Consider the following 23,934-nt stretch of genomic DNA (forward strand, 5'->3'; position numbering starts at 1 on the left):
TATGTAACATAAACAATAGGTTAGTCCAATGGACACGATCTATGCTCTTGCCAGCGCCCGCGGGAAAGCGGGTGTCGCGGTGGTCCGGATTTCCGGGCCACAAGCGTTTTCGGCTGCGCGTGTATTGGCAGGAGATCTGCCAGCGCCGCGCCGCGCCGGTCTGCGCCGCCTGACAAGCGTGGATGGAGCGCTGTTGGATGAAGCCTTGGTTCTTCTGTTCGAGGCTGGTTCCAGCTTCACCGGCGAAGACGTGGCAGAGCTTCAGTTGCATGGGTCCACCGCTGTCGTCCGTGCTGTGCTGGCAGAGCTGTCAAAGCAAGATGGATTGCGACCCGCAGACCCCGGTGAATTCACTCGTCGCGCGCTTGAGAATGAATGCCTCGATCTGGCGCAGGTGGAGGGGTTAGCGGACCTATTGGATGCCGAGACCGAAGCACAGCGCAAGCAGGCTGTAGGCATGCTCTCTGGCGCTCTGGGGGAGCTGGCTGGGGCGTGGCGTACTGACTTGATCCGTGCAGCTGCCCTTCTGGAAGCGACGATTGATTTCGCAGATGAAGACGTGCCCGTCGATGTCTCGCCCGAGGTGAACGCGCTGCTCGATACAACGCTGACCAGTCTTGAGCGCGAGACCGCAGGCACGCGTATCGCTGAACGCATTCGCGACGGATTTGAGGTTGCCATCGTTGGCCGTCCCAACGCAGGCAAATCAACGCTTCTGAATGCGCTGGCAGGGCGTGAGGCGGCGATCACCTCGGATATTGCCGGAACGACCCGCGATGTGATCGAGGTGCATATGGAGCTTGCAGGGCTTCCTGTGACGGTGCTGGACACGGCAGGTGTTCGCGATACAGATGATCAGGTAGAAGCGATCGGTGTCGCCCGCGCGCGGGAACGGGCACGGGCCGCGGATCTGCGTGTTTTCTTGCTTGATGGGGCGGATGATCATCCCGCATTGGAGCCCCTGAAAGACGATCTTGTTGTGTATGGTAAGGCCGATCTGGGCGTGACCGGGGATCTGGTCGTCTCTGGCAAGACCGGGCAGGGCATGGATCTGTTGGTGCAAAAAATCTCAAACGTGTTGGAAACTCGCGTTCAAGGCGCTGGAATCGCCACGCGTGAACGGCATCGTATTGCGATGGAACGGGCGCTCTTTTCTTTGGAGGATGCGCGAATCGAGGTACAACACGGCCCCGAGCGCGCTGAATTTGCCGCAGAAGAGATCAGAACGGCCATCCGGGCCCTTGATAGTCTTGTCGGTCATGTCGATGTAGAGCATCTGCTTGACGAAATATTCTCGAGCTTTTGCTTGGGTAAATAGCGTGTGCGTAGTGATGGAGTGTTTCACGTGAAACATCTGGATTTCGATGTGATTGTTGTTGGGGGCGGGCACGCTGGTGCCGACGCCGCCCATGCCGCTGCTCGTATGGGTGCAAAGACTGCACTTATCACATTACGCAAAGAAGATCTGGGTGTGATGTCCTGTAATCCAGCCATCGGCGGTCTTGGAAAAGGACATCTGGTGCGCGAAATTGATGCACTGGATGGCTTGATGGGCCGTGTCGCTGACCAAGCGGGTATACAATTTCGCTTGCTGAATCGGCGTAAGGGCCCAGCTGTACAAGGGCCGCGCGCACAAGCAGACCGTGCGATTTATCGCAAAGTCATGTCGTTGGAGATCTTATCGACTGAGGGATTGACCTTGGTTGAAGGCGAAACCACTGACCTTCTGATGGAAGGCGGTAGAGTTGGTGGCGTGGTTCTGGAAGACGGATCGCAGATTCGTGCACACGCGGTCGTGCTGACCACGGGCACCTTCTTGCGCGGAATCATCCATATTGGGGATCAGCAAAAACAGGGCGGTCGCATGGGTGACAGGCCTTCAGTACGCTTGGCTGAACGCATTGATTCCTTTGGGCTTCCGCTTGGGCGTTTGAAAACCGGTACTCCTCCGCGCCTAAACGGGAAGACTATCAATTGGGATATTCTTGGTACACAGCCTGGTGACGATGATCCGACGATGTTTTCGTTCATGAACAAAACACCGTTTGCGCGTCAGATCTCGTGCGGAATTACGCATACGAATGCGAAAACCCATGACATCATTCGTGCAAATCTTGATCGTTCGGCCATGTATGGTGGGCAAATTGACGGTGTTGGCCCGCGTTATTGCCCCTCGATTGAAGACAAGGTTGTGCGATTTGCGGACAAGGAAAGCCATCAGGTGTTTCTTGAGCCCGAAAGCCTGAGTGATAACACGGTTTATCCGAATGGAATCAGTACATCTTTGCCCGTTGATGTGCAGGAAGACTATGTAAGATCGATTGAAGGCCTTGAAAACGTAGAGATTCTTCAGCCCGGATATGCGATTGAGTATGACTATGTCGACCCACGCGCTTTAACCGAAACGCTAGCACTTCGGGATGTGCCTGGCCTTTATTTGGCAGGGCAGATTAACGGAACAACCGGTTATGAAGAGGCCGCTGCTCAGGGCCTGGTGGCCGGAACCAATGCAGCACTCGCGGCACAGGGCAGGGATCCTGTGATCTTCTCGCGCTCCAATTCCTATATCGGCGTGATGATTGACGACTTGATCACCCGTGGCGTGACTGAACCTTACCGAATGTTCACATCCCGCGCGGAGTATCGGCTTTCTTTGCGCGCCGACAATGCAGACCAGCGGCTGACACCGATCGGCATTGATCTGGGATTGGTTAAAGAAGCGCGGGAAGCGGTGTTTGAGGCCAAACAGGAAGCTCTGGCGCAAGTGAAACAACGGCTTACGCAAGCAACATACACACCACAAGATATTGTGGGTCTTAATATAAAAGTGCGTATGGATGGTGTTCGTCGCACGGCTTATGAGCTTCTCGCTTTTCCTGATATGAGCTTCGAGAAGCTGACAAAGCTGGATCCAAGCCTGTCTGAGATTGACCACGATGTTCAGCTTCAAGTTGCCCGCGACGCGCTATATGCAAACTACATTGACCGTCAACAAAAGGACGTCGAAGCGCTGAAACGCGATGAGGCACAGATCATTCCCGAGGATTTTGACTATACGGGGTTAAGCGGGCTTTCAAATGAGCTCGCGTCGAAGCTTCAGGCTGCGCGACCCCGAACCTTGGCCCATGCAGGGCGGGTTGAGGGGATGACGCCGGCCGCGCTGACGCTGCTATTGTCGAAGATTCGCCAGTTTGAACGAAAGCGTAGTGCATGAACCACGCAGAGTTTTTGCGTCACGTCGATGTTTCACGTGAAACATTCGAACGTTTCGATGCTTACGTTGCCCTTCTTAAGAAGTGGAACCCTGCGATCAATCTGGTCGCACCAAGCACGCTTTCCGAGATTTGGTCGCGCCACATTCTGGATTCTGCCCAGATATTTGAAATTGCCCCCAAGGGCAGCACAAATTGGTGTGATTTGGGGTCAGGCGGTGGCCTTCCGGCCGTTGTTGTCGCGATTATGGCGAAAGAAAGCGCGCCAGAGCTGAAAGTTACCTGTATTGAGAGCGACACACGAAAGGCGACCTTCTTGCGCACAGCCGCCCGTGAGCTTGAACTGCCACTTACCGTGATCGCGAAGCGGATTGAAAATGCGGAGCCACAGAATGCGGACGTACTGTCTGCGCGGGCATTGGCGTCATTGGACCGTCTGTGCGGCTTTGCTGAACAGCACTTGAAAGCGAGCGGAGTGGCAATCTTTCCCAAAGGCGAAAACTATCACCAGGAAATACAGGAAGCTCTTGAAAACTGGACGTTTCAGCTTGATACATATCCAAGCAAGACTCATCCAAACGCCTTTATTTTGAAGATCGGAGAAATCTCACGTGTCTGACCCAATCCAAGAACGCGGGCCGAAGATTATTGCCATCACCAACCAAAAAGGCGGTGTTGGAAAGACAACATCGACGATCAACCTTGGGGCGGCGCTGGCTGAAGCCGGGAAAAGCGTTTTGCTGATTGATCTTGATCCGCAGGGGAATGCCTCGACCGGATTGGGGATCTCAGCGGATGATCGCGACATGAGCACATATGACCTTCTATTGGAAGAGGCATCGATTCTTGAGGTGGTTCAGGAAACGCAGTTTAAGAATCTGCTGATCTCACCCGCTACGACAGACCTTTCATCGGCGGATATTGAGTTGGTCTCGAACGAAAAGCGCAGCCACCTTTTGCGCGATGCACTGCGAGATGTAGCGTTGGCCAAGTTAAACCTCGACTACATCTTGATTGATTGCCCACCATCCCTGAACCTTTTGACAGTGAATGCTTTGGTCGCGGCCGACAGCGTTCTGATCCCGCTGCAAAGTGAGTTTTTTGCGCTGGAAGGTTTGTCGCAGCTTCTGTTGACCGTTCGTGAGATTCGGCAAGCCGCTAATCCGGACCTTCGAATCGAAGGTGTTGTGTTGACCATGTATGACAAACGCAACAACTTGTCCCGCCAGGTCGAAGCGGATGCCCGCGAGAATTTGGGAGAGTTGGTGTTTAAAACCGTAATTCCGCGCAATGTGCGGGTCAGCGAGGCGCCCTCTTTCGCGCTTCCAGTGTTGATGTATGATCCGATGTCCAAGGGCAGCCAGGCCTATCGTGATCTGGCAAAAGAGCTGATTAAACGATAGTCGGAGGCGCAGTATGAGCAAGTCACAGAAAAATCGCGGTTTGGGACGCGGATTGTCAGCGCTGATGGCTGATGTCGCAGTTGAAGAGCCGACTAAGGACGCATCGTCAGAGCCGCGTCGTGCTGATATGATGGTGCCGATCGAAAAGATCTCACCCAATCCGGAACAGCCGCGGCGTACCTTTACACAAGAACAGTTGGATGATTTAGCGGCGTCGATCAAAGAAAAAGGCGTCATTCAGCCACTTATCGTACGCCCAAAACCCCAATCTGACGACGAGTATGAAATCGTTGCTGGCGAGCGTCGTTGGCGAGCGTCGCAAATGGCGAAACTACACCAAGTCCCTGTAGTTATTAGAGAATATAACGACACAGAGGCGCTGGAAGTTGCGATTATTGAGAACATTCAGCGCGCTGATCTGAATGCGATCGAAGAGGCGGCAGGCTATCGCGACCTGATGGACCGCTTTGGGCATACACAAGAGAAAGTATCCGAAGCCCTTGGCAAAAGCCGCAGCTATATCGCCAACCTTCTTCGCCTTTTGAACCTTCCCGGGGACGTTCAGGCCTTTGTTCGCGATGGCAAGCTTTCCGCTGGGCACGCACGGACGCTGGTAACAGCCGAAAACCCGTCTGCTTTGGCGCGCGAGATCATCAGTAAGGGCCTGTCAGTGCGTGCAGCCGAGAAACTGGCAAAGGGTCCAAGCCTGTCAAAGCCCCGTCAGACAAACCCAAAGTCCGAAAAAGATGCTGATACCAAGGCGCTTGAGTCAGATCTGTCCGCTGCCACAGGAATGAAGGTTCAGATCGATCATAAGGCTGGGGGTGAAGCTGGGACAGTTACCATTCGCTACCAGAGCTTGGATCAGCTGGATGATATCTGCGGGAAGCTGTCCAGCTAAGCGTCAGTCAGGCAGCAATTCACGCAAGATGCCATTTAACACCGGGCGGCCATTTTCAGTCGCCCGAAGTGTTTTCCCATCAAGGTCAATCAAAGACAGTTCAATTAAGTCTTTGATTTTATTGTGATTAACTGCGTTATCATGAATTGACCCAAGTCGATCAAGGTCGATCCCTTCAGCCGTGCGCAATCCCATCAGAAGGAATTCGGTCGCCCATTCATCGGCTGGAATTGTGTCCCGCAGGCTTTCCCCGCTTCCACAAGATACAGCATCCAGCCAGGTATTGGGGGCAAGAGCGGTTTCTGTTGCGTATCGCGTACCGTTAAGGGTGATGCGGCCATGCGCCCCCGGTCCGATGCCCAACCAGTCACCTGACCGCCAGTAGATCAGGTTGTGACGGCTTTCATCGTCGATTTGGGCATGATTAGAGACTTCATAGGCCGGAATCCCAGCCTCGCGCGTGATGCGTTGGGTCAGGAAATACATGTCCGTCGCCATCTCATCAATCGGAAGGCCTTTCAGCTTTCCAGCTTCATGACGTGCCCCAAATGCCGTGCCGGGTTCGATTGTAAGCTGGTAGAGCGATAGATGCGCTGGATTGTAGCTGATCGCTTCGCGCAATTCAGCTTCCCATGCGTCTAGGCTTTGATCTTGTCTTGCGTAGATCAGATCAAAGCTGACGCGCTCAAACAGCGATTTCGCCAGTGTTAGAGCCTGTTTTGCCTCTTCAACGCTATGAAGACGACCAAGCTTGCGAAGATCATCGTTGTTCAGCGCTTGAATGCCCATGGACACACGATTGACCCCACCATCTTTATAGCCACGGAAGTTTTGCATCTCGATCGAACTTGGATTGGCCTCAAGCGTGATCTCGATATCGTTGGCAAACGTCCAATGTTGGCGCGCCTCTTCGATTATGGCGGCCACGATCTTAGGATTCATCAGGCTGGGCGTGCCGCCCCCGAAATAGATGCTGTCCAGCACGCGGCCCTGTGTTTCCGCGCCATAGCGTCGAAGCTCCGCCAAATAGGCGTCTTTCCACGCGTTATGGTCAATTGTCGCAGAAACATGGCTGTTGAAATCGCAATACGGGCATTTCGATGCGCAAAAGGGCCAGTGCACATAAAGGCCGAAGCCCCCGATTTGCCAATTCTCAAGCAAAAGCGCCCTTTACCAGTTTGGCGAACGCATCGGCGCGGTGGCTCATCTGGTGCTTTTTGTCTGGGTCCATTTCGCCGAATGTGATGTCAAATCCTTCGGGCATAAAAATCGGGTCATAGCCAAAGCCCAGATCCCCGCGCATGGGCCAGGTTAAAGATCCGTCTACCATGCCTTCGAAAAGCTCGTCATGACCATCGGGCCAAGCAAGGCAAAGCGTGCAGCAAAAACGAGCGGTGCGGGGAAGGGGCGCGTTCTTTTCTTCCAGAAGCGACCAGGTTTTGTCCATTGCCATTGGGAAATCACGACCGTTGGGGGTCTCTGCCCAATCCGCTGTGTAAACACCGGGCGCTCCGTCCAAAGCGTCGACCATAATTCCGCTGTCATCGGACAGGGCGGGCAGGCCGCTTTCTTTTGCGGCAAAATGTGCCTTGATGCGCGCGTTTCCAGCAAATGTATCTTCGGTTTCTTCTGGTTCCGGCAGGCCAAGTTCGCCCGCCGAAGTGACCTGAACCCCGAAGGGTTCAAGCAACGCAGAGATTTCGCGCAGCTTGCCCGCGTTATGCGTGGCGATCACCAGTTTTTTACCGTCGAAGCGACGCATTACGACGTGGCCTCGATCTGTGCGGCGACGAGCTCGTTCACGCCTTTATCTGCAAGGTCCATAAGTTGATTCATCTGATCACGGGTGAAAGTCGAACCTTCGGCCGACATCTGCACCTCAATCAGTTTTGGTCCGCAAAGAACAAAGTTGCCATCAACGCCAGCTTCGCTGTCTTCGGGGTAGTCCAGATCCAGCACTGGTTGACCTGCGTAAACTCCGCATGAAACAGCCGCAACGGGATCCATCAGAGGATCCGTGGTAACGTCGCCCGCTTTCAGAAGTTTGTTTACAGCAAGGCGAAGCGCGACCCAGCCGCCTGTGATTGCCGCACAGCGTGTGCCGCCATCGGCCTGAATGACATCACAATCAACTGTGATTTGGCGCTCGCCCAGTCCAACAAGATCAACACCGGCGCGCAAGCTGCGTCCGATAAGGCGCTGAATTTCAACAGTACGGCCGCCTTGTTTGCCAGCTGCTGCTTCGCGACGCATGCGCGACCCGGTAGAGCGGGGCAGCATCCCATATTCAGCCGTTACCCAACCCTTGCCAGAGTTGCGCAGAAAAGGCGGCACGCGCTCTTCCAGCGACGCGGTACACAGAACATGTGTATCGCCCACGCGGATCATGCAGGATCCTTCAGCGTGTTTTGTTACCCCGGTCTCGATTGAAATCGGGCGCATTTGATCTAAATTCCGACCAGAGGGACGCATGGCTTCTTCCTTTGTTTCCGCTTTTAAAGCGTGATAGCCATGGGTCTGGCAAAAAGGCAAGGCGTAAGCTGATGGCAGATGGCCCCGAATTGATGGAAGACATGAACGATCGCTCGCGCGAGGTGTTCCGCTGTATCGTTGAAAGCTATCTTGAAACGGGTGCGCCTGTGGGCTCGCGCAGCTTAACCCGCAGCCTGACCGAAAGCGTCAGCGCGGCGACCATTCGCAATGTTATGCAGGACTTAGAGTTCATGGGGCTCTTGGACAGCCCGCATGTGTCTGCTGGGCGTATTCCCACCGAACTTGGCCTGCGCATGTTTGTTGATGGGTTGTTAGAGGTGTCCGATCTGACGAAAGATGATCGTCAGAAAATCGATGCAACTGTCGGAAATGAAAGCAATATCAACTCGATGATGGACCGTGTGGGCGCGGCGCTTTCAGGGATAACGGCCGGGGCAAGCCTTGTTCTTACCCCCAAACACGAAGCCCCCATCAAACACATCGAATTCGTATCCCTTGGCCCGGATCGTGCGCTTGCCGTTTTGGTCTTTGCGGACGGGCATGTTGAAAACCGCGTGTTTGAACCCCCCGCGGGGCAAACGCCAAGCTCTATGCGCGAAGCCGCGAATTTTCTAAACGCGTTGGCCGAGGGCCGCACGATATCTGAGCTTCAGGGGATCGTTTCCAAAGAAATCGCCCATCGCCGGCAAGAGCTGGACGCGCTTGCGCAAGTGTTGATCGAAAGCGGTGCTGCGATTTGGGAAAACGAAGGCCAACCCTATGAGCGTTTGATCGTGCGCGGACGCTCGAATCTTTTGACCGAAGACGCCGAAGAAGTCGATTTGGATAAAATCCGCACGCTGTTTGATGACCTTGAACGCAAGCGAGATATCGCAGATTTCCTTGATCTGGCCGATCAGGGAGAGGGTGTGCGCATTTTTATTGGGTCTGAGAACAAACTTTTCTCACTTTCGGGTTCCTCTTTGGTGGTTTCACCTTATATGAACGCTGATCGAAAGATCATCGGTGCTGTCGGGGTGATTGGTCCGACACGGCTGAACTATGGGCGGATCGTTCCAATTGTGGACTATACAGCCCAGCTGATTGGCAAGATGATCTCGGATCGAGGATAAAGGCCGAGGATAGAGGCAAAGATATGACGGACGCGAAAACAGATTCCGCAGAGGAACTGGAACCGGGCATCGACAAACTGATGACCGAAGAAGTGACCGAAGACGACGAAGTAAGTCTTGAGGATCAGCTGGTCGCCCTGCGCGCCGAGCGTGACGAGATGAAAGATCGTTTCATGCGTGCGCTGGCAGACGCGGAAAACACTCGCAAGCGTGGAGAACGTGATCGCCGTGAGGCTGAGAATTACGGCGGGTCAAAACTGGCACGCGATATGCTTCCGGTTTACGACAATATGAAACGCGCGCTTGAGGCTTCAAGCGAAGCTGGCGAAGCCGACAAAGCGTTGTTGGAAGGCGTTCAGCTGACCATGCGGGCCCTTCTTGGCATCTTCGACAAGCACGGCATTCATCTTCTGGCCCCAGAAGTGGGTGATGAGTTCGACCCCGAAGTTCACGAAGCCATGTTCGAAGCCCCGGTGCCTGGCACCAAGGCTGGCGACATCATTCAGGTTATGGCCGAAGGTTTCATGTTGCACGATCGCCTTCTGCGTCCCGCACAAGTAGGCGTGTCGTCGACACCGAAGTAAGCTGTTTGCAAGCAAAAGATCAAAGCGCCCTCGGTTCTCCGGGGGCGTTTATTTTTCTGCTGCCAGGTCTTTCAGCTCGTAAAGCAAATTCAGCGCTTCGATTGGCTTAAGATCGTCGGGGTGTATGTCTTTAAGCGCGCGTTTAAGGTCACCGTCGCCTGAAGCTTTAATGGGAGTCGGCTCTGCAATGGCAGAGAACAGTGGAAGGTCATCAATAACGGCCTTCTGTCCTGACCCTTCACGTTCACCTTTCTCCAACGCCTCAAGAACAACATTGGCACGGGCGACGACGCTGTCTGGAAGACCAGCAAGCTTGGCGACTTGCACACCGTAGGACCGATCCGCGGCGCCCTTGCGAACCTCATGAAGGAAGATCACTTCGCCTTCCCATTCCTTCACGGCGATGGTCGCGTTTTCGACCCCATCCAGTTTGTCAGAAAGCTGGGTCATCTCGTGGTAATGGGTGGCAAACAAGGCGCGGGATTTGTTGACGTCGTGAAGGTGTTCCAACGTGGCCCATGCAATGGACAAGCCGTCATAGGTTGCCGTTCCGCGCCCGATCTCATCCAAAATAACAAGTGCGCGGTCATCTGCTTGGTTCAGAATGGCAGCGGTTTCGACCATTTCGACCATAAAGGTCGACCGCCCACGCGCCAAATCGTCCGATGCTCCCACGCGACTGAAAAGTTGTGACACCAATCCTATGTGAGCAGATTTTGCGGGAACAAAGCTGCCTGCTTGGGCCAATAGCGCGATCAAAGCGTTCTGGCGCAGGAAAGTCGACTTACCGGCCATGTTTGGACCAGTCAGAAGCCACACATCGGCAGCCCTTTCGCCATCCGCAAGGTCGCAATCATTGGCCACGAACGCCTCGCCCGACTTTCGCAGGGCAGCTTCGACAACCGGATGACGCCCGGCTTCCACGTGAAACACTCGGCTGTCATCAACCTTGGGTGCGGACCAGTTTTCAGACCGCGCAAGATCTGCAAAGCCGGTTGCGACATCAATCTCAGACAAAGCACGGGCGGTGTCTGAGATTTGGGCGACCCTGTCCAGAATAGCGCCTGTTAGGGCGGAATAGAGACGTTTTTCGATCTCAAGTGCCCTATTTCCGGCGTTCAGAATCTTCGTTTCCATATCGCTGAGCGCAACGGTGGTGAAGCGAACCGCGTTGGCTGTCGTTTGCCGGTGAATATAGGTTTCTGACAGCGGGGCGTTCAGCATCTTCTCGGCATGAGTCGCCGTGGTTTCAATGAAGTAGCCCAGCACGTTGTTGTGCTTGACCTTAAGCGAGCTGATCCCGGTGTGTTCGGCGTATTGCGCCTGCATTTTCGCAATGACACCACGCCCTTCATCACGAAGCTGCCGGGCTTCATCCAATTCTTCATTATAACCCGGCGCAATGTACCCCCCGTCACGCGCCAAAAGCGGAGGTTCCGCCACCAGCGCCTGATCAAGAAGCTCGATCAAATCATCATGGCCGCGCAGATTGGCCGAGGCTTCGGCCAGCTTTGATGGAAGATCTGACTGTGAAAGGCTATCTGCAAGGTCGTTTGCGGCGGCAAGCCCGTTGCGGATTGCCCCAAGATCCCTCGGGCCGCCGCGCTCTAACCCAAGGCGCGATAGGGCGCGGTCAATGTCTGGAACATTTCGCAGAAACTCGCGTGTATTCTCACAGATCAGTCTCTGTTCCACCAAAAAACGTACAGCATCAAGACGCGCGTTGATTTCGGGTAGGGTGCGTGAAGGGCTTGAAATCCGACGTTCCAGCAAACGCCCACCACCCGAAGTAACCGAACGATCGATGACAGACAGAAGTGAACCGTCACGCCCGCCCGACAAGCTGTGGGTCAGCTCTAGATTTCGACGCGTGGCTGCGTCGATTTGCATTGTGCCATGCGCAAGTTCTTTCACAGGCGCGCGCAGTAGGGGCAGTTTGCCTTTCTGTGTGATGTCTAAGTATTCGACAATCGCGCCCATCGCACCAAGTTCTGCACGCGAGAAGCTACCGAACGCATCAAGCGACCCGATCTTATACAGATCCAGCAGCCGTTTTTCGGCCCCGGTGCTGTCAAAGGCGGCACGTCCCAACTCCGTTGGCGAAGCCCCTGATTCAGTCATTATTCCGGCGTAATTTTGATACCCGGCCTCGGATACTAAAACTTCACGCGGGGCGAGCCGGGCAAGCTCTGGCCCAAGCCGAACCGGAGGGCAGGGCATCACGCGAAAGGCACCGGTTGAGATATCAACCCACGCTAAAGCGCCTTCGCCGCGAACTTCATTAAAGGCTGCCAGAAAGTTGTGACGGCGGGCGTCCAGCAGGCTTTCTTCGGTCAGAGTGCCTGGCGTGACAAGCCGCACCACGTCGCGTTTCACAACGGATTTTGACCCACGCTTCTTGGCTTCGGCGGGGTTTTCCATCTGTTCACAAACCGCAACACGGAAGCCTTTGCGGATCAGCGTCAGCAAATACCCTTCGGCGGCATGGAACGGTACGCCACACATTGGGATGTCTTCGCCCAGATGCTTGCCGCGTTTGGTCAGCGCAATATCAAGCGCTTCGGCCGCTGCGACGGCGTCATCAAAGAAAAGTTCGTAAAAATCGCCCATGCGATAGAACAAAAGGGCGTCTTGGTAGCCGTCTTTAATCTCAAGAAACTGCGCCATCATTGGCGTGATCTTGGCTGGTTTTTCGTTCACCTGCTGCCCCCCGGCGGATTGATTTGCGACAGACTAGGACGTCATGCGCCGGGGTGAAAGAGGGGTCAGGTGTTTTTGCGGCGCGAGACCCAGTTCCAACTGCTTTCGCACATCTCATCCAGGCCGCGTTCAGCTTCGAAACCCAGAATTTCCCGAGCTTTCGACGGATCGCCATAGACGCTGGCCACATCCCCCGCGCGACGCGGGGACATTTGATAGGGAAGCTCTTTTCCTGCGGCCTGTTCGTAGGCACGCAACATATCCATCACGGAATAGCCGGTGCCGGTGCCCAGATTTACAGTGTGACCTTCATTGGTTTCCAGCAAGGCCCCAACCGATTGGACGTGTCCGCGGGCCAAATCCATCACGTGGATATAGTCGCGAACCCCGGTTCCGTCGGGTGTGTCGTAGTCATCGCCAAAAACGGATAGCTTCTCAAGCTCGCCCGTCGCAACCTTGGCAATATAAGGCATCAGGTTGTTCGGAATATCATTGGGGTCTTCCCCGATCAGGCCTGTTTCATGCGCGCCGGCGGGATTGAAATAACGCAGGATGCCAAAGGCCCAGCGGTCATCAGCGGCAGCGACTTGCTCTAACGATTGTTCGCAAACCAGCTTGGTATAGCCATAGGGATTGTTGAAGCTGCGCGGGGCGGTTTCTGGGACGGGCAGTTGATCCGGCTGGCCGTAAACGGTGGCGGAAGACGAAAAGACCAAGCGGAAAACGCCAGCGGCCTTCATCACATTCAGCAGCGTGTACAGGCCCGAGATATTGGTCGTCAGATAATCCAACGGCTTCTCGGTGCTTTCACCAACTGCCTTCAAAGCGGCGAAGTGGACAACGGCATCGAACTTGTGCTGGGCGAAGACACGAGTCAGAAGCGCTTCGTCCAGAACGTCGCCGTCTACATGCACTACCTTTTCGTTGCTGATCACCTCTAGCCGGTCCAGCACATCCCGTTGCGCGTTTGAGAAGTTGTCGAGAATGACAACCTCGTACCCGGCTTTGGTCAATTCCACGAAAGTATGCGATCCAATGAAACCCGCACCGCCGGTTAGAAGGATTTTTTGTGCCACGTGACGCCTCCTGATCTTGTGGCTCACATATATGATGGATCGTCTTGAAAGGCACGAGGGAATGCAGTGCACCGGTGAAATTACGATTATTGCCGTAAACTTCACCAGATATTTTCAAGAATTACCAAAAAACCCCGGATAAAAGACACATTAATAGCCGAATACCGGTTGAGGACCTGTTTTTCCCCCTGTAAGGGTTTGACTTCGAATGAAGACGACAAAGGCCCGAGTTATGCCCAAAGCCAAGATCACCAATGAAGAAGCACTTGCCTTCCACATCGACCCGACACCGGGCAAGTTTGAGGTCACGCCATCCGTCCCGATGACCACGCAGCGCGATCTATCTTTGGCCTATTCGCCGGGCGTTGCGGTTCCGTGTGAGGCAATCGCCGACAACCCGCAAACGGCCTATGACTACACCAATAAGGGCAACCTTGTGGCGGTGATCTCAAACGGTACTGCGGTTTTGGGTCTGGGCAACCTGGGCGCGCTGGCGTCGAAGCCGGTGATGGAAGGCAAGGCCGTACTGTTCAAGCGCTTCGCGGACGTGAACTCGATCGATATCGAGCTGGACACCGAAGATCCCGAGGCGTTCATCAACGCAGTCAAGCTGATGGGCCCGACCTTCGGCGGCATCAACCTTGAGGACATTAAGGCGCCCGAGTGTTTCATCATCGAACAGCGCCTTAAGGAAGAGATGAATATCCCCGTCTTTCACGATGACCAGCACGGCACAGCGGTGATCTGCGCCGCAGGACTTCTGAACGCGCTGCATCTGTCGGGCAAAAAGATCGAAGATTGCCGGATTGTTTTGAACGGTGCCGGCGCCGCAGGCATCGCGTGTATCGAGCTGATCAAGGCAATGGGCGCGAAGCATGACAACTGCATCGTCTGCGATACTAAGGGCGTGATCTATCAGGGCCGTAAAGACGGCATGAACCAGTGGAAATCTGCCCACGCCGCCAACACCAAACTGCGCACGTTGGAAGAGGCGATGGACGGGGCGGATGTGTTCCTTGGTGTGTCAGTCAAAGGGGCTGTGACGCAGGACATGGTGGCCTCGATGGCGGACAATCCTGTGATCTTCGCGATGGCGAACCCCGATCCCGAGATTACTCCAGAAGAGGCTCACGAGGTGCGCAACGATGCGATTGTTGCGACTGGTCGTTCGGACTATCCGAACCAAGTAAACAACGTTCTGGGTTTCCCGTACCTGTTCCGTGGCGCGCTGGACATCAATGCGCGTGCAATCAACGACGAAATGAAAATTGCATGCGCACAGGCGCTGGCCGAGCTGGCACGTGAAGATGTGCCAGACGAGGTGGCCATGGCCTATGGCAAGAAGTTGAGTTTTGGCCGCGACTATATCATCCCGACGCCGTTTGATCCGCGCCTGATCCACGTGATCCCGCCAGCGGTTGCGAAAGCAGGTATGGACACTGGCGTTGCGCGCCGACCGATCATTGATATGGACGGATACGAGCAAAGCCTGAAGGCGCGGATGGACCCGACGGCCTCGATCTTGCGCGGCATTACTGCACGTGCCCGGAAGAACCAAGCGACTATGATTTTTGCCGAGGGAGACAACTCGCAAGCCCTGCGGGCCGCGGTCCAGTATCAACGCAACGGCTATGGTCAGGCGTTGGTTGTTGGGCGCGAGGATGATGTGAAAGCGAAGCTAACCGCCGACGGCTTGGGCGATGCGGTGCGCGAGCTGCGCGTGGTGAATGCTGCCAACACCGAGCATCTCGAGACCTATAAAGATTTCCTGTACAAACGCCTTCAGCGTCAGGGTTTTGATCATCACGACATTCACCGACTGGCTGCACGGGATCGGCACGTGTTCGCCTCGCTTATGTTGGCGCATGGGCATGGCGACGGTCTGATCACCGGCGCAACGCGCAAGTCGGCTTATGTTCTTGATCGGATCAACCATGTGTTTGACGCAACCGCAGCCGATGGTGCGGTGGGAGTGACGGCCGTTCTGCACAAAGGACGCATTGTTCTTATAGCGGATACGCTGGTGCACGAATGGCCCGAGACCGAAGATCTGGCCAACATCGCCGAACGTGCAGCCGCCGTAGCCCGTGGCTTGGGACTTGAGCCACGCGTTGCCTTCGTCAGCTTCTCGACCTTCGGCTATCCGGTGTCGGAACGCGCTTCGAAACTGCACGAAGCGCCAGCCATTTTGGAAGCACGCGGTGTGGACTTTGAATTCGAAGGTGAAATGACCGCCGACGTGGCACTAAACGCGGACGTCATGGCGCAATATCCGTTCTGCCGCCTGTCTGGCCCCGCCAACATTCTTGTGGTTCCGGCGCGCCACTCGGCTTCGATCTCGGTCAAGATGATGCAGGAACTGGCAGGCGCTACGGTCATTGGCCCAATCCTGTCCGGTATTGATCAACCGATCCAGATTTGTTCAACGAACTCGACATCGAACGACATTCTGAACATGGCGATGCTAGCGGCCACCCGACTGGGTAAAAAGTAAGCGTGAATTGACCTGATCGCATGGCGAGGTCTAGGCTTTGCCATGCGATATTTTCAGACCCATTGGCGTGGCGACCAGCCACCTATACAAAGCTTCTGGGTCAACGCAGTTGGACTGCGGCTATTCATCATTGCGACGTTCTTAGCCCTAACCAATTTCGCACCGCTTCCGATCGTGGTGGTGGTCACCCTATTTGCAAGCGACCTTCTTTTATTGGTTTGGCAAGCAACTGGTTATTTCAGATCGGTAGAGCGGCAAGGCACTGCGCTGGGCGCTCAACTCCCCATATGGGGCGGAGTACTAGGGCTTGTCGTGGCGGTTTTCATGATGATTTCTTTATGGTGGGGCCTGTGGCTTGCGACCGATGTGATAATCGAGCAGGAAAGCTATTCTGAAAGACGTGCCCGGGAAAACGCGCAACAATACGCTTTGTATGTTTCCCCATCCGGAACCGACATTCATTTAGAAGGCACAATAACGGGCGGCGTCACCAAAGCCTTCCGAACGATGATGGAAGCCCACCCGGGCGTTCAAACATTTCATTTGAGCAGTGAAGGGGGCAACATCTTCGAAGCGCGCGGATTGGTGAAACTGGTCGAAGCCCGTGCGCTGAACACCAATGCGGTCGATCAATGCAGTTCAGCCTGTACCTTGGTGTTCATGGCTGGAGCGGCCCGAACGGCGGCGCAGAATACGACCATCGGGTTTCACGGCTACACTTTGGAAAGCGCGGTCAATCTGGTGCTATTTGATGTTGAAGCAGAGGAAAAACGGGATCGGGCCTATCTGTCAGATCGGGGTCTTCCGTCGTGGTTTATAGAAAAAGCCTTTGCCACTCGACCGCCCGCGCTTTGGATGCCAAGCCGGGAAGAGCTTTTCCGCGCAGGCGTTCTGACCAAATAGAAAATGCCCCGCAGTTTTCACCGCAGGGCATCCAATTGTTTTGTTGACTAAGCTTAGTCGATGATCGCGTTCAGCGTGGCCGAGGGGCGCATCACTTTGGCTTTCATTTCGACCGAGGGTCGGAAGTAGCCGCCGATATCTGCTGACGGACCCTGAGCTGCGGCCAGCTCGGCCAGAATGGCCTCTTCACCGCCGGCCAGCGCCTTGGCAATCGGAGCGAACTCGGCGGCCAGATCGGCATCGTCCGACTGAGCTGCCAGAGCGTCGGCCCAGTACCTTGCAAACCAATAGTGGCTGTCGCGGTTATCCGGCTCACCAACTTTACGCGAAGGCGAGTTGTTGTTGTCCAAAATGCCTTGGGTCGCAGCTTCAGCAGCTGCTCCCAGCACGCCGGCTTTGGCGTTGCCTTTGACGTCAGCCAGGAAGTTCAGGCTTTCACCCAGTGCACAGAATTCGCCCATCGAGTCCCAACGCAGATGGTTTTCTTCAACCAGCTGCTGAACGTGCTTCGGTGCCGAACCACCAGCGCCGGTTTCAAACAGACCGCCGCCTTTCATCAGCTTCACAATCGAAAGCATTTTGGCCGAGGTGCCCAGCTCCAGGATCGGGAACAGGTCGGTCAGATAGTCACGCAGAACGTTGCCGGTGATGGCGATGCTATCGTTGCCAGCCGTGATGGTTTTCAGCGACTGCGCGGTTGCTTCACGCGGGGCCATGATCTGGAACAGGTCGGCTTTGCCAGCTGCTTCCAGGGCCGGTGTCACGTATTTGATCAGCTCGGCATCGTGGGCACGGTTTGCGTCCAGCCAGAAGATGGCTTCCGAACCGGTCAGACGCTGACGGTCAAGGGCCAGCTCGATCCAGTTTTCGATAGGAGCTTTCTTCACAGTGCACGAACGCCAGATATCACCAGCTTCAACCTCGTGGCTGTGCAGCGTGTCGCCATTGGCAGTAACGACGCGGATGGTTCCGTCTGCCGGGGCTTCAAACGTGGTCGGGTGCGATCCGTACTCTTCAGCCTTCTGAGCCATCAGGCCGACGTTGGCGACCGAACCCGCGGTGGTCACGTCCAGCGCGCCGTTGGCTTTGAAGAAGTTGATGGTTTCGTCATAGACGGTGGCATAGCAGCGGTCGGGGATCACACAGTTGGTGTCGCCCTTGGCGCCAGCTTCGTCCCAGCCTTTACCGCCTGCGCGGATCACGGCGGGCATCGAAGCGTCGATGATCACGTCCGACGGCACGTGCAGGTTGGTGATGCCTTTGTCACTGTCGACCATATACATCGATGGACGATCCAGCGCGGCGATTTCCGCTTTGATCTCGGCAGCGTTGCCCATGCTGTCGATAGCAGCCAGCACGTCACCCAGGCCCGAGTTGGGCGAACCACCAGCGGCGGCAATTGCTTCACCATGCTTGTCCCAAACCGGACCCAGCCAAGCTTTTACAGCGTGGCCGAAGATAATCGGGTCAGACACTTTCATCATGGTCGCTTTCATGTGAAGCGAGAACATGGTGCCGTCTTTTTTGGTGTCTTCGATGGCGTCAGCCAGGAAGGAACCAAGAGCTTTCGCCGACATGAAGGTTGCATCCGCGATGGTGCCTTCTTCCAGCGGCCAGCCGTCTTTCAGAACGGTGGTCGAGCCGTCTTTGCCGACGAATTCGATCTTCGCGTCACCGGCCTGAGCAGCCGAGATGGTGGCCGATACTTCGTTGGCGTAAAAATCGTTGCCCGGCATGGACGAGACTTTGGTCTTCGAAGACGATTCCCAAGCACCCATCGAGTGCGGGTTGTTCTGAGCAAAGTTCTTAACAGCGCGGGCCGAACGACGGTCCGAGTTGCCTTCACGCAGAACAGGGTTCACAGCTGAACCTTTGATGGCGTCGTAGCGGGCGCGGATGGCTTTTTCTTCGTCTGTCGAGGGATCTTCCGGATAGCTGGGCAGGTTATAGCCCTGAGCCTGAAGCTCTTCGATGGCGGCAACCAGCTGCGGGACCGAGGCCGAGATGTTCGGCAGCTTGATCACGTTTGCACCGGGGGTTTTCACCAGCTCGCCCAGCGCTGCCAGATCGTCCGACTGGCGCTGATCGTCGGTCAGGTTATCGGGGAAGGTTGCGATGATGCGGCCGGCCAACGAAATGTCCGGCGTGCCAACGGTGATTCCCGCGGCGGAAACGAACTTGCGGATGATCGGAAGAAACGAGGCCGAGGCCAGCTCGGGCGCTTCGTCTACAATTGTATACAGTATGTCTGCTTGCGATTTATCGGTCATTTTAGAACACCTCTTTTTTCGCGGAGAACTTCGCCAAAGGGTCAATGCCCTGAACGGCGAAAGGTGGGATTTCCCCTTTCCCATACACAAGATCGGCACGAAAAAAAAGGGACTTGAGGGTTATACAGGCCAAATTTGGCTATGATTGCGCAAGCAATGGCATGATCTGCTTCTTCAACAGATAATGCGAAGCGATTTGCCGCCCATCCAAGACCATCGAAAAAACTCCGTAAGGATTTGGAGCACGGTCTCGCAGGTCTTGTGCGCTGGTGATTTCAAAGGCGTTGAAGGGAATGCCAGCCTCTGCGGCTGCGTCTTTTGCGTGTTGGACCGCGTCCTCAAGATAAGGACATTGAGCAGAGTGTAGAACGGTTAGGCCGTTACCCAAAGCCTTGGCTTTTTCGTCCCAACGGCCAGCAAGACGAGGCAATGTTGCGTTGTTCTCAAATGGCAATGCCATAAGCGAGTAACCGGGTGCGGCTGTGTCAATTTCCGCGTAACCACGCGCCTCTAGAATGGGTCGGTCGACGATCCAGTTTCCTGAACTTGTCAGCGCAGCATTCCCGCGAAATCCGTTCTCGCGGGCGTAGCTTTCGGCCTCGTCCAGCAGGGCTTTGGCGTGGCCTTTGCCTTTGCTTTTGCCGACCACCCACAGGCAGTGAATGATCATAAACTCGGCTGCGTTTTCGACGCCGCGCCACGCGAAATCTCCGGGTGTAAACTCGATAAAGCCTCGTTCGCCTTCATCCAGAAGCCGCATTTGCAGGCCTTCATCAAAGCGATCAGAAAGCCACGCGCGCTTTCGCTTCCATGCCGAGCTTTTGCGCGCGGACATTTTGCAAAAGAAGCCGTGCTTCTCGACGTTCTCATTGGTGATGGTGATCAGATTTGTCATGCGAGCCTCCATACAAGAAGGCTCGCATGTTTTAAGTGACGCGTCTTTGCGACGCATCAAATCTTACAGGCGATCCATGATCGCTTCGGCAATCGACATCGTGTTGCCCGTGCCGCCCAGATCCGGGGTCACGCGGTCCTTGGCCTGAACCGTTTCAATCACGGCTTTCTTCAGGCGCTGGGCGTCATCGGTTTTGCCGACATGTTCCAGCATCAGGCCCGCCGCCATCAGGAAGGCGCAGGGGTTGGCTTTCTGTTGCCCGGCAATGTCAGGGGCTGATCCGTGGACCGCTTCGAAGATCGCTGCGTCTTCACCAATGTTGGCGCCGGGGGCCAGACCCAGACCGCCAACTAGTCCAGCAGCAAGGTCGGACAGGATGTCGCCAAACAGGTTGGTTGTGACGATCACGTCAAAGGCGTCCGGATACATGACCATTTGCATGGCGCAAGCATCGACGATGCGCTCGTCGAAATCGACGCGGCCTTCATATTCCTGCGCAATCTTGCGGGCTTCCTCAAGGAACATCCCCGATAGCAATTTCAGGATGTTGGCCTTGTGCACGATCGAAACCTTCTTGCGCCCATTTGCCACCGCATATTCAAACGCGGCGCGGGTGATGCGTTGGGCGCCTTCTTTGGTGTTGTACCCGGTCGAGAAGACTTTCCCTTCGGGGTCGCCATTGTGCTCCATATAGCCTTCGTCCGAGATGTAATAACCTTCCAAATTCTCGCGGAAGATCACCATATCAACGTTGTCATAGCGCCCATCTAACTTGATCGTCTTCGTGGGGCGGACGTTGGCATAGAGGTTAAACGCCTGACGCAGTTGCAGGTTGATCGACTTGAAACCGCCGCCAACGGGCGTGGTCAGCGGACCCTTCAGTGCCAACTTGGATTTGCGGATGCTTTCCAGCGTGGCTTCGGGCAGCGGGGTTCCAGTGGCATCAAAAGCGGTCATCCCCGCCTGCTGGACGTCCCATTCAAACGGGCTACCCATTTTATCAAGGATGGCTGTAACGGCTTCGGTGATTTCGGGGCCAATCCCATCGCCGGGAATCAGAGTGGCTTGGATCTTTGTCATGGTCGTCTCCATGCTAATGAGCGTATTGATGGCTCGTATAAACTGTATACAATGGAATACAATAGCAAAGTCTCATTCAAAAAGGTGAATAAAACAAGGCGCTTCCCCGTTACTCTAGGCCGCTCTTGCACCACGCCGCAAGCGCGTTAACCTGCGCTGACAAGGAGACGCCCCGTGACCATCTTCAACTTCGGTTCCATTAACATCGACAACTTCTATCATGTGTCGCACATGCCGGCGCCAGGCGAAACGCTTTCAGCGCAGGAGCATTCAGTCGGCCTTGGTGGAAAAGGTGCAAACCAGTCTGTGGCTGTGACCCGCGCGGGTTCAAATGTTCGCCACATTGGCGCAGTTGGACCGGAGGGTTCTTGGTGTGTTGAGACGCTGAAAGAAGCCGGGGTGGGCGTTAACCATGTTGCCACGCTGAATGTCCCGACAGGGCACGCAAATATTTTGGTGGATGCCGAAGGCGAGAACCAGATTGTTCTCTATTCCGGCGCGAACACTGCCATGACAGTGACATTTATCGAAGATGCGCTGAAGGATGCGGCTGCGGGTGATACCCTGATATTGCAGAACGAAACGAACCTGACGACCGAGGCCGCAAAACTGGCGCGTGCACGTGCAATGCGGGTGATTTACTCGGCCGCGCCGTTCACGGCTGAAGCTGCGAAGAAGATGCTCCCTGTCACAGATATGTTGGTTTTGAACCAGATCGAAGCCCAGCAGCTTACCGAAGCGCTGGGCGTTGCGCTCGCTGATCTTGAGGTGCCAGTTGTACTGATCACGAAAGGTGCTGATGGCGCGGTTTGGATCGAAAATGGTGTCGAAACCGCTCAGGTTCCTGCGTTTCCCGTCACGCCAGTGGATACTACGGGTGCGGGCGATTGCTTCATTGGATATGTTGCAGCCGGACTGGATCAGGGAATGATGCCGGAAGATGCCATGCGTTTTGGTGCTGCGGCCTCGGCCTTAAAAGTCACCCGTTTCGGGACGGCAGATGCCATCCCCAAACGGGATGAGGTTGATCGTTTTCTGCAAGGTTAGTGACTGTTCAGCCCTTAAGAAGCTGTCCAAGTCGCATGGCGATCGCAACCTCGCCTGAAACCTTGATCTTTCCCATCATGAACGCCGCCATCGGGTTCAAATCACCCTTCATAAGCTTCTCAAGATTTGAACGAGACATTGAAATTGTGCAGTCCGTTTCGGCATCTTCGCGTGACAGCACACCATCTTGCAGAACAATCACACCATCTTCGCCGCAATCAAGTTTTAGGCTTTCGTCAAACGGCACTTTGGTTAGGCCGCGTTCGATCTTTTCAGCGATAGGTGTCAGGGGCATGTCGGTCCTCATGTAAAAACGCCCCCGCGTGATACGGGGGCGATTGAAAACGGTCCACAGTTACGTGGCGCGAATTTACTTGAAGCGCTTGTTGCGCATCGCGATCAGCTTCAGGCGTAGGGCGTTCAACTGAATGAAGCCTGCCGCATCAGTCTGGTCATAAGCACCCATGTCTTCCTCAAAGGTCACGTGCTCTTCCGAGTACAGCGAGTGATCCGACCAGCGGCCAACCACGCGAGCAAGACCCTTGTACAGTTTCATACGGACGGTACCGGTCACGTGATCCTGGCTTGCGTCAATGGCGGCTTGCAGCATCTCGCGCTCGGGCGAGAACCAATAGCCGTTATAGATCAGCTCGGCGTATTTCGGCATCAGCTCGTCTTTCAGATGCATTGCGCCACGGTCCATGGTGATCGATTCGATGCCACGACGGGCGTCCAGCAGGATGGTGCCGCCGGGGGTTTCATAGATCCCACGCGATTTCATCCCGACGTAACGACCTTCGACCAAATCAAGACGGCCAATGCCGTGCTTGCGACCGTATTCGTTCAATTCGGTCAGGATGGTTGCGGGCGACATCTTTTCGCCGTTGATGCCAATGGGATCACCCTTTTCAAACTCGATCTCGATATACTCAGGCGCGTCCGGTGCATCTTCGGGGTGCACGGTGCGCTGATAGACGTAATCCGGTGCATCCTCAGCCGGATCTTCCAGAACCTTACCTTCCGACGACGTGTGCAAAAGGTTCGCGTCGACCGAGAACGGAGCCTCGCCACGCTTGTCTTTGGCGATCGGTATCTGGTTCTGCTCGGCAAACTCCAACAGCTTGGTGCGCGAGCCAAGATCCCATTCACGCCATGGGGCGATCACGACGATCTCGGGGTTCAGCGCATAGGCGGCCAGTTCGAAACGAACCTGATCGTTGCCTTTGCCGGTTGCACCATGGCTAACCGCGTCCGCACCATGTTCGGCTGCGATTTCAACCAAGCGCTTTGAGATCAGCGGACGTGCGATCGAGGTGCCCAGCAGATAAAGGCCTTCGTATTGCGCATTGGCGCGGAACATCGGGAAGACATAATCACGCACAAATTCTTCGCGCAGGTCTTCAATGTGGATGTTCTCTGGTTTGATGCCCAACATCTCGGCCTTCTTGCGCGCGGGCTCAAGCTCTTCCCCCTGACCAAGGTCAGCGGTGAAGGTGATCACTTCACAACCATATTCGGTCTGCAGCCATTTCAGGATGATCGAGGTATCAAGACCACCCGAATAAGCCAGAACAACTTTCTTTGGCGCAGACTGCGGCGCGGTGTTGGACGAAATCATCAAATTCCCTTTCACAGAGTATCGCACGATGAAGATACGGCGAGCTTACGGGGCGATTATCCTTTATTTAAAGGCGGGGCAAGCTTTGCTTGGCAGGATTCCACATGTCACAAGCGGCATTGTTGTCGCATGCCTGATCAAAGGTG

The 23,934-nt window shown here is 55.2% G+C and carries 20 protein-coding genes; 10 read left to right on the top strand and 10 right to left on the bottom strand.

All coding sequences use genetic code 11. From position 1 onward, the window contains the following. Positions 1-28 precede the first annotated feature (28 nt). Genes mnmE through MWU55_RS02825 form a run of 5 tightly spaced genes read left to right on the top strand, consistent with a single transcriptional unit; the run spans position 29 to position 5,516 of the window. On the top strand, positions 29-1,318 hold the full coding sequence (gene mnmE, locus MWU55_RS02805) for a tRNA uridine-5-carboxymethylaminomethyl(34) synthesis GTPase MnmE (RefSeq protein WP_246934184.1): 1,290 nt from the start codon (positions 29-31) through the stop codon (positions 1,316-1,318). 18 nt (positions 1,319-1,336) lie between these two features. After that, positions 1,337-3,214 carry a tRNA uridine-5-carboxymethylaminomethyl(34) synthesis enzyme MnmG gene (gene mnmG, locus MWU55_RS02810; RefSeq protein WP_246934482.1) on the top strand — a complete coding sequence of 626 codons (1,878 nt, stop codon included), beginning with the start codon at positions 1,337-1,339 and terminating at the stop codon, positions 3,212-3,214. After that, positions 3,211-3,831, top strand: a complete 621-nt coding sequence (gene rsmG / locus MWU55_RS02815) for a 16S rRNA (guanine(527)-N(7))-methyltransferase RsmG (RefSeq protein WP_246934185.1) — start codon at positions 3,211-3,213, stop codon at positions 3,829-3,831. The genes mnmG and rsmG overlap by 4 nt, the downstream gene beginning before the upstream one ends. After that, complete coding sequence (locus MWU55_RS02820; RefSeq protein WP_246934186.1) at positions 3,824-4,615, top strand: AAA family ATPase; 792 nt, start codon at positions 3,824-3,826, stop codon at positions 4,613-4,615. The genes rsmG and MWU55_RS02820 overlap by 8 nt, the downstream gene beginning before the upstream one ends. A gap of 13 nt (positions 4,616-4,628) precedes the next feature. Then, positions 4,629-5,516 (top strand): ParB/RepB/Spo0J family partition protein, encoded by an 888-nt coding sequence (locus MWU55_RS02825; protein ID WP_246934187.1) that lies wholly within the window; start codon positions 4,629-4,631, stop codon positions 5,514-5,516. A gap of 3 nt (positions 5,517-5,519) precedes the next feature. On the opposite strand, the gene hemW is transcribed toward MWU55_RS02825, so the two are convergent. From hemW to rph, 3 genes are read right to left on the bottom strand one after another with little or no spacing between them, the layout of a single operon-like run. Further along, positions 5,520-6,638 (bottom strand): radical SAM family heme chaperone HemW, encoded by a 1,119-nt coding sequence (gene hemW, locus MWU55_RS02830; protein WP_246934188.1) that lies wholly within the window; start codon positions 6,636-6,638, stop codon positions 5,520-5,522. Between the two features lie 31 nt (positions 6,639-6,669). Next, positions 6,670-7,278 (bottom strand): RdgB/HAM1 family non-canonical purine NTP pyrophosphatase, encoded by a 609-nt coding sequence (gene rdgB / locus MWU55_RS02835; protein ID WP_246934189.1) that lies wholly within the window; start codon positions 7,276-7,278, stop codon positions 6,670-6,672. After that, complete coding sequence (gene rph, locus MWU55_RS02840) at positions 7,278-7,988, bottom strand: ribonuclease PH (protein ID WP_246934190.1); 711 nt, start codon at positions 7,986-7,988, stop codon at positions 7,278-7,280. The genes rdgB and rph overlap by 1 nt, the downstream gene beginning before the upstream one ends. Before the next feature lie 71 nt (positions 7,989-8,059). Between rph and hrcA the strand changes: the two genes are divergently transcribed. Together hrcA and MWU55_RS02850 are read left to right on the top strand one after the other, a co-directional pair. Next, positions 8,060-9,121, top strand: coding sequence for a heat-inducible transcriptional repressor HrcA (gene hrcA / locus MWU55_RS02845; RefSeq protein ID WP_246934191.1), 1,062 nt, complete (start codon positions 8,060-8,062; stop codon positions 9,119-9,121). 23 nt (positions 9,122-9,144) lie between these two features. Next, positions 9,145-9,705 (top strand): nucleotide exchange factor GrpE, encoded by a 561-nt coding sequence (locus MWU55_RS02850; RefSeq protein ID WP_246934192.1) that lies wholly within the window; start codon positions 9,145-9,147, stop codon positions 9,703-9,705. Positions 9,706-9,753: 48 nt separating this feature from the next. On the opposite strand, the gene mutS is transcribed toward MWU55_RS02850, so the two are convergent. Both mutS and galE read right to left on the bottom strand, forming a co-directional pair. Beyond that, positions 9,754-12,375: a DNA mismatch repair protein MutS gene (mutS, locus tag MWU55_RS02855; RefSeq protein ID WP_246934483.1), complete on the bottom strand. Its 2,622-nt coding sequence runs from the start codon at positions 12,373-12,375 to the stop codon at positions 9,754-9,756. A gap of 95 nt (positions 12,376-12,470) precedes the next feature. Further along, positions 12,471-13,481, bottom strand: coding sequence for a UDP-glucose 4-epimerase GalE (galE, locus tag MWU55_RS02860; RefSeq protein ID WP_246934193.1), 1,011 nt, complete (start codon positions 13,479-13,481; stop codon positions 12,471-12,473). A 232-nt stretch (positions 13,482-13,713) separates the two neighbouring features. Here galE and MWU55_RS02865 point away from each other — a divergent pair, with 232 nt between their 5' ends. Together MWU55_RS02865 and MWU55_RS02870 are read left to right on the top strand one after the other, a co-directional pair. After that, the gene (locus MWU55_RS02865; protein WP_246934484.1) at positions 13,714-15,975 is read left to right on the top strand and encodes an NADP-dependent malic enzyme; all 2,262 of its coding nucleotides are present in this window, start codon (positions 13,714-13,716) and stop codon (positions 15,973-15,975) included. A 42-nt stretch (positions 15,976-16,017) separates the two neighbouring features. Next, positions 16,018-16,878 carry a hypothetical protein gene (locus MWU55_RS02870; RefSeq protein ID WP_246934194.1) on the top strand — a complete coding sequence of 287 codons (861 nt, stop codon included), beginning with the start codon at positions 16,018-16,020 and terminating at the stop codon, positions 16,876-16,878. Positions 16,879-16,931: 53 nt separating this feature from the next. On the opposite strand, the gene MWU55_RS02875 is transcribed toward MWU55_RS02870, so the two are convergent. From MWU55_RS02875 to MWU55_RS02885, 3 genes are all read right to left on the bottom strand, one after another. After that, positions 16,932-19,148: an NADP-dependent isocitrate dehydrogenase gene (locus MWU55_RS02875; RefSeq protein ID WP_246934195.1), complete on the bottom strand. Its 2,217-nt coding sequence runs from the start codon at positions 19,146-19,148 to the stop codon at positions 16,932-16,934. A gap of 139 nt (positions 19,149-19,287) precedes the next feature. After that, on the bottom strand, positions 19,288-20,043 hold the full coding sequence (locus MWU55_RS02880; protein ID WP_246934196.1) for a GNAT family N-acetyltransferase: 756 nt from the start codon (positions 20,041-20,043) through the stop codon (positions 19,288-19,290). Between the two features lie 63 nt (positions 20,044-20,106). Further along, the gene (locus tag MWU55_RS02885) at positions 20,107-21,123 is read right to left on the bottom strand and encodes an isocitrate/isopropylmalate family dehydrogenase (RefSeq protein ID WP_246934197.1); all 1,017 of its coding nucleotides are present in this window, start codon (positions 21,121-21,123) and stop codon (positions 20,107-20,109) included. 174 nt (positions 21,124-21,297) lie between these two features. Between MWU55_RS02885 and MWU55_RS02890 the strand changes: the two genes are divergently transcribed. Further along, positions 21,298-22,170 carry a ribokinase gene (locus tag MWU55_RS02890; RefSeq protein ID WP_246934198.1) on the top strand — a complete coding sequence of 291 codons (873 nt, stop codon included), beginning with the start codon at positions 21,298-21,300 and terminating at the stop codon, positions 22,168-22,170. Positions 22,171-22,177: 7 nt separating this feature from the next. Here MWU55_RS02890 and MWU55_RS02895 read toward each other — a convergent pair whose 3' ends face one another. Together MWU55_RS02895 and MWU55_RS02900 are read right to left on the bottom strand one after the other, a co-directional pair. Beyond that, complete coding sequence (locus tag MWU55_RS02895; protein ID WP_246934199.1) at positions 22,178-22,465, bottom strand: SCP2 sterol-binding domain-containing protein; 288 nt, start codon at positions 22,463-22,465, stop codon at positions 22,178-22,180. Positions 22,466-22,540: 75 nt separating this feature from the next. After that, positions 22,541-23,788: an argininosuccinate synthase gene (locus MWU55_RS02900; protein WP_246934200.1), complete on the bottom strand. Its 1,248-nt coding sequence runs from the start codon at positions 23,786-23,788 to the stop codon at positions 22,541-22,543. Between the last annotated feature and the right edge of the window lie 146 nt (positions 23,789-23,934).

Origin of the sequence: Aliiroseovarius sp. F20344 (assembly GCF_023016155.1) — a bacterium.
Taxonomy (GTDB): Bacteria; Pseudomonadota; Alphaproteobacteria; order Rhodobacterales; family Rhodobacteraceae; genus Aliiroseovarius.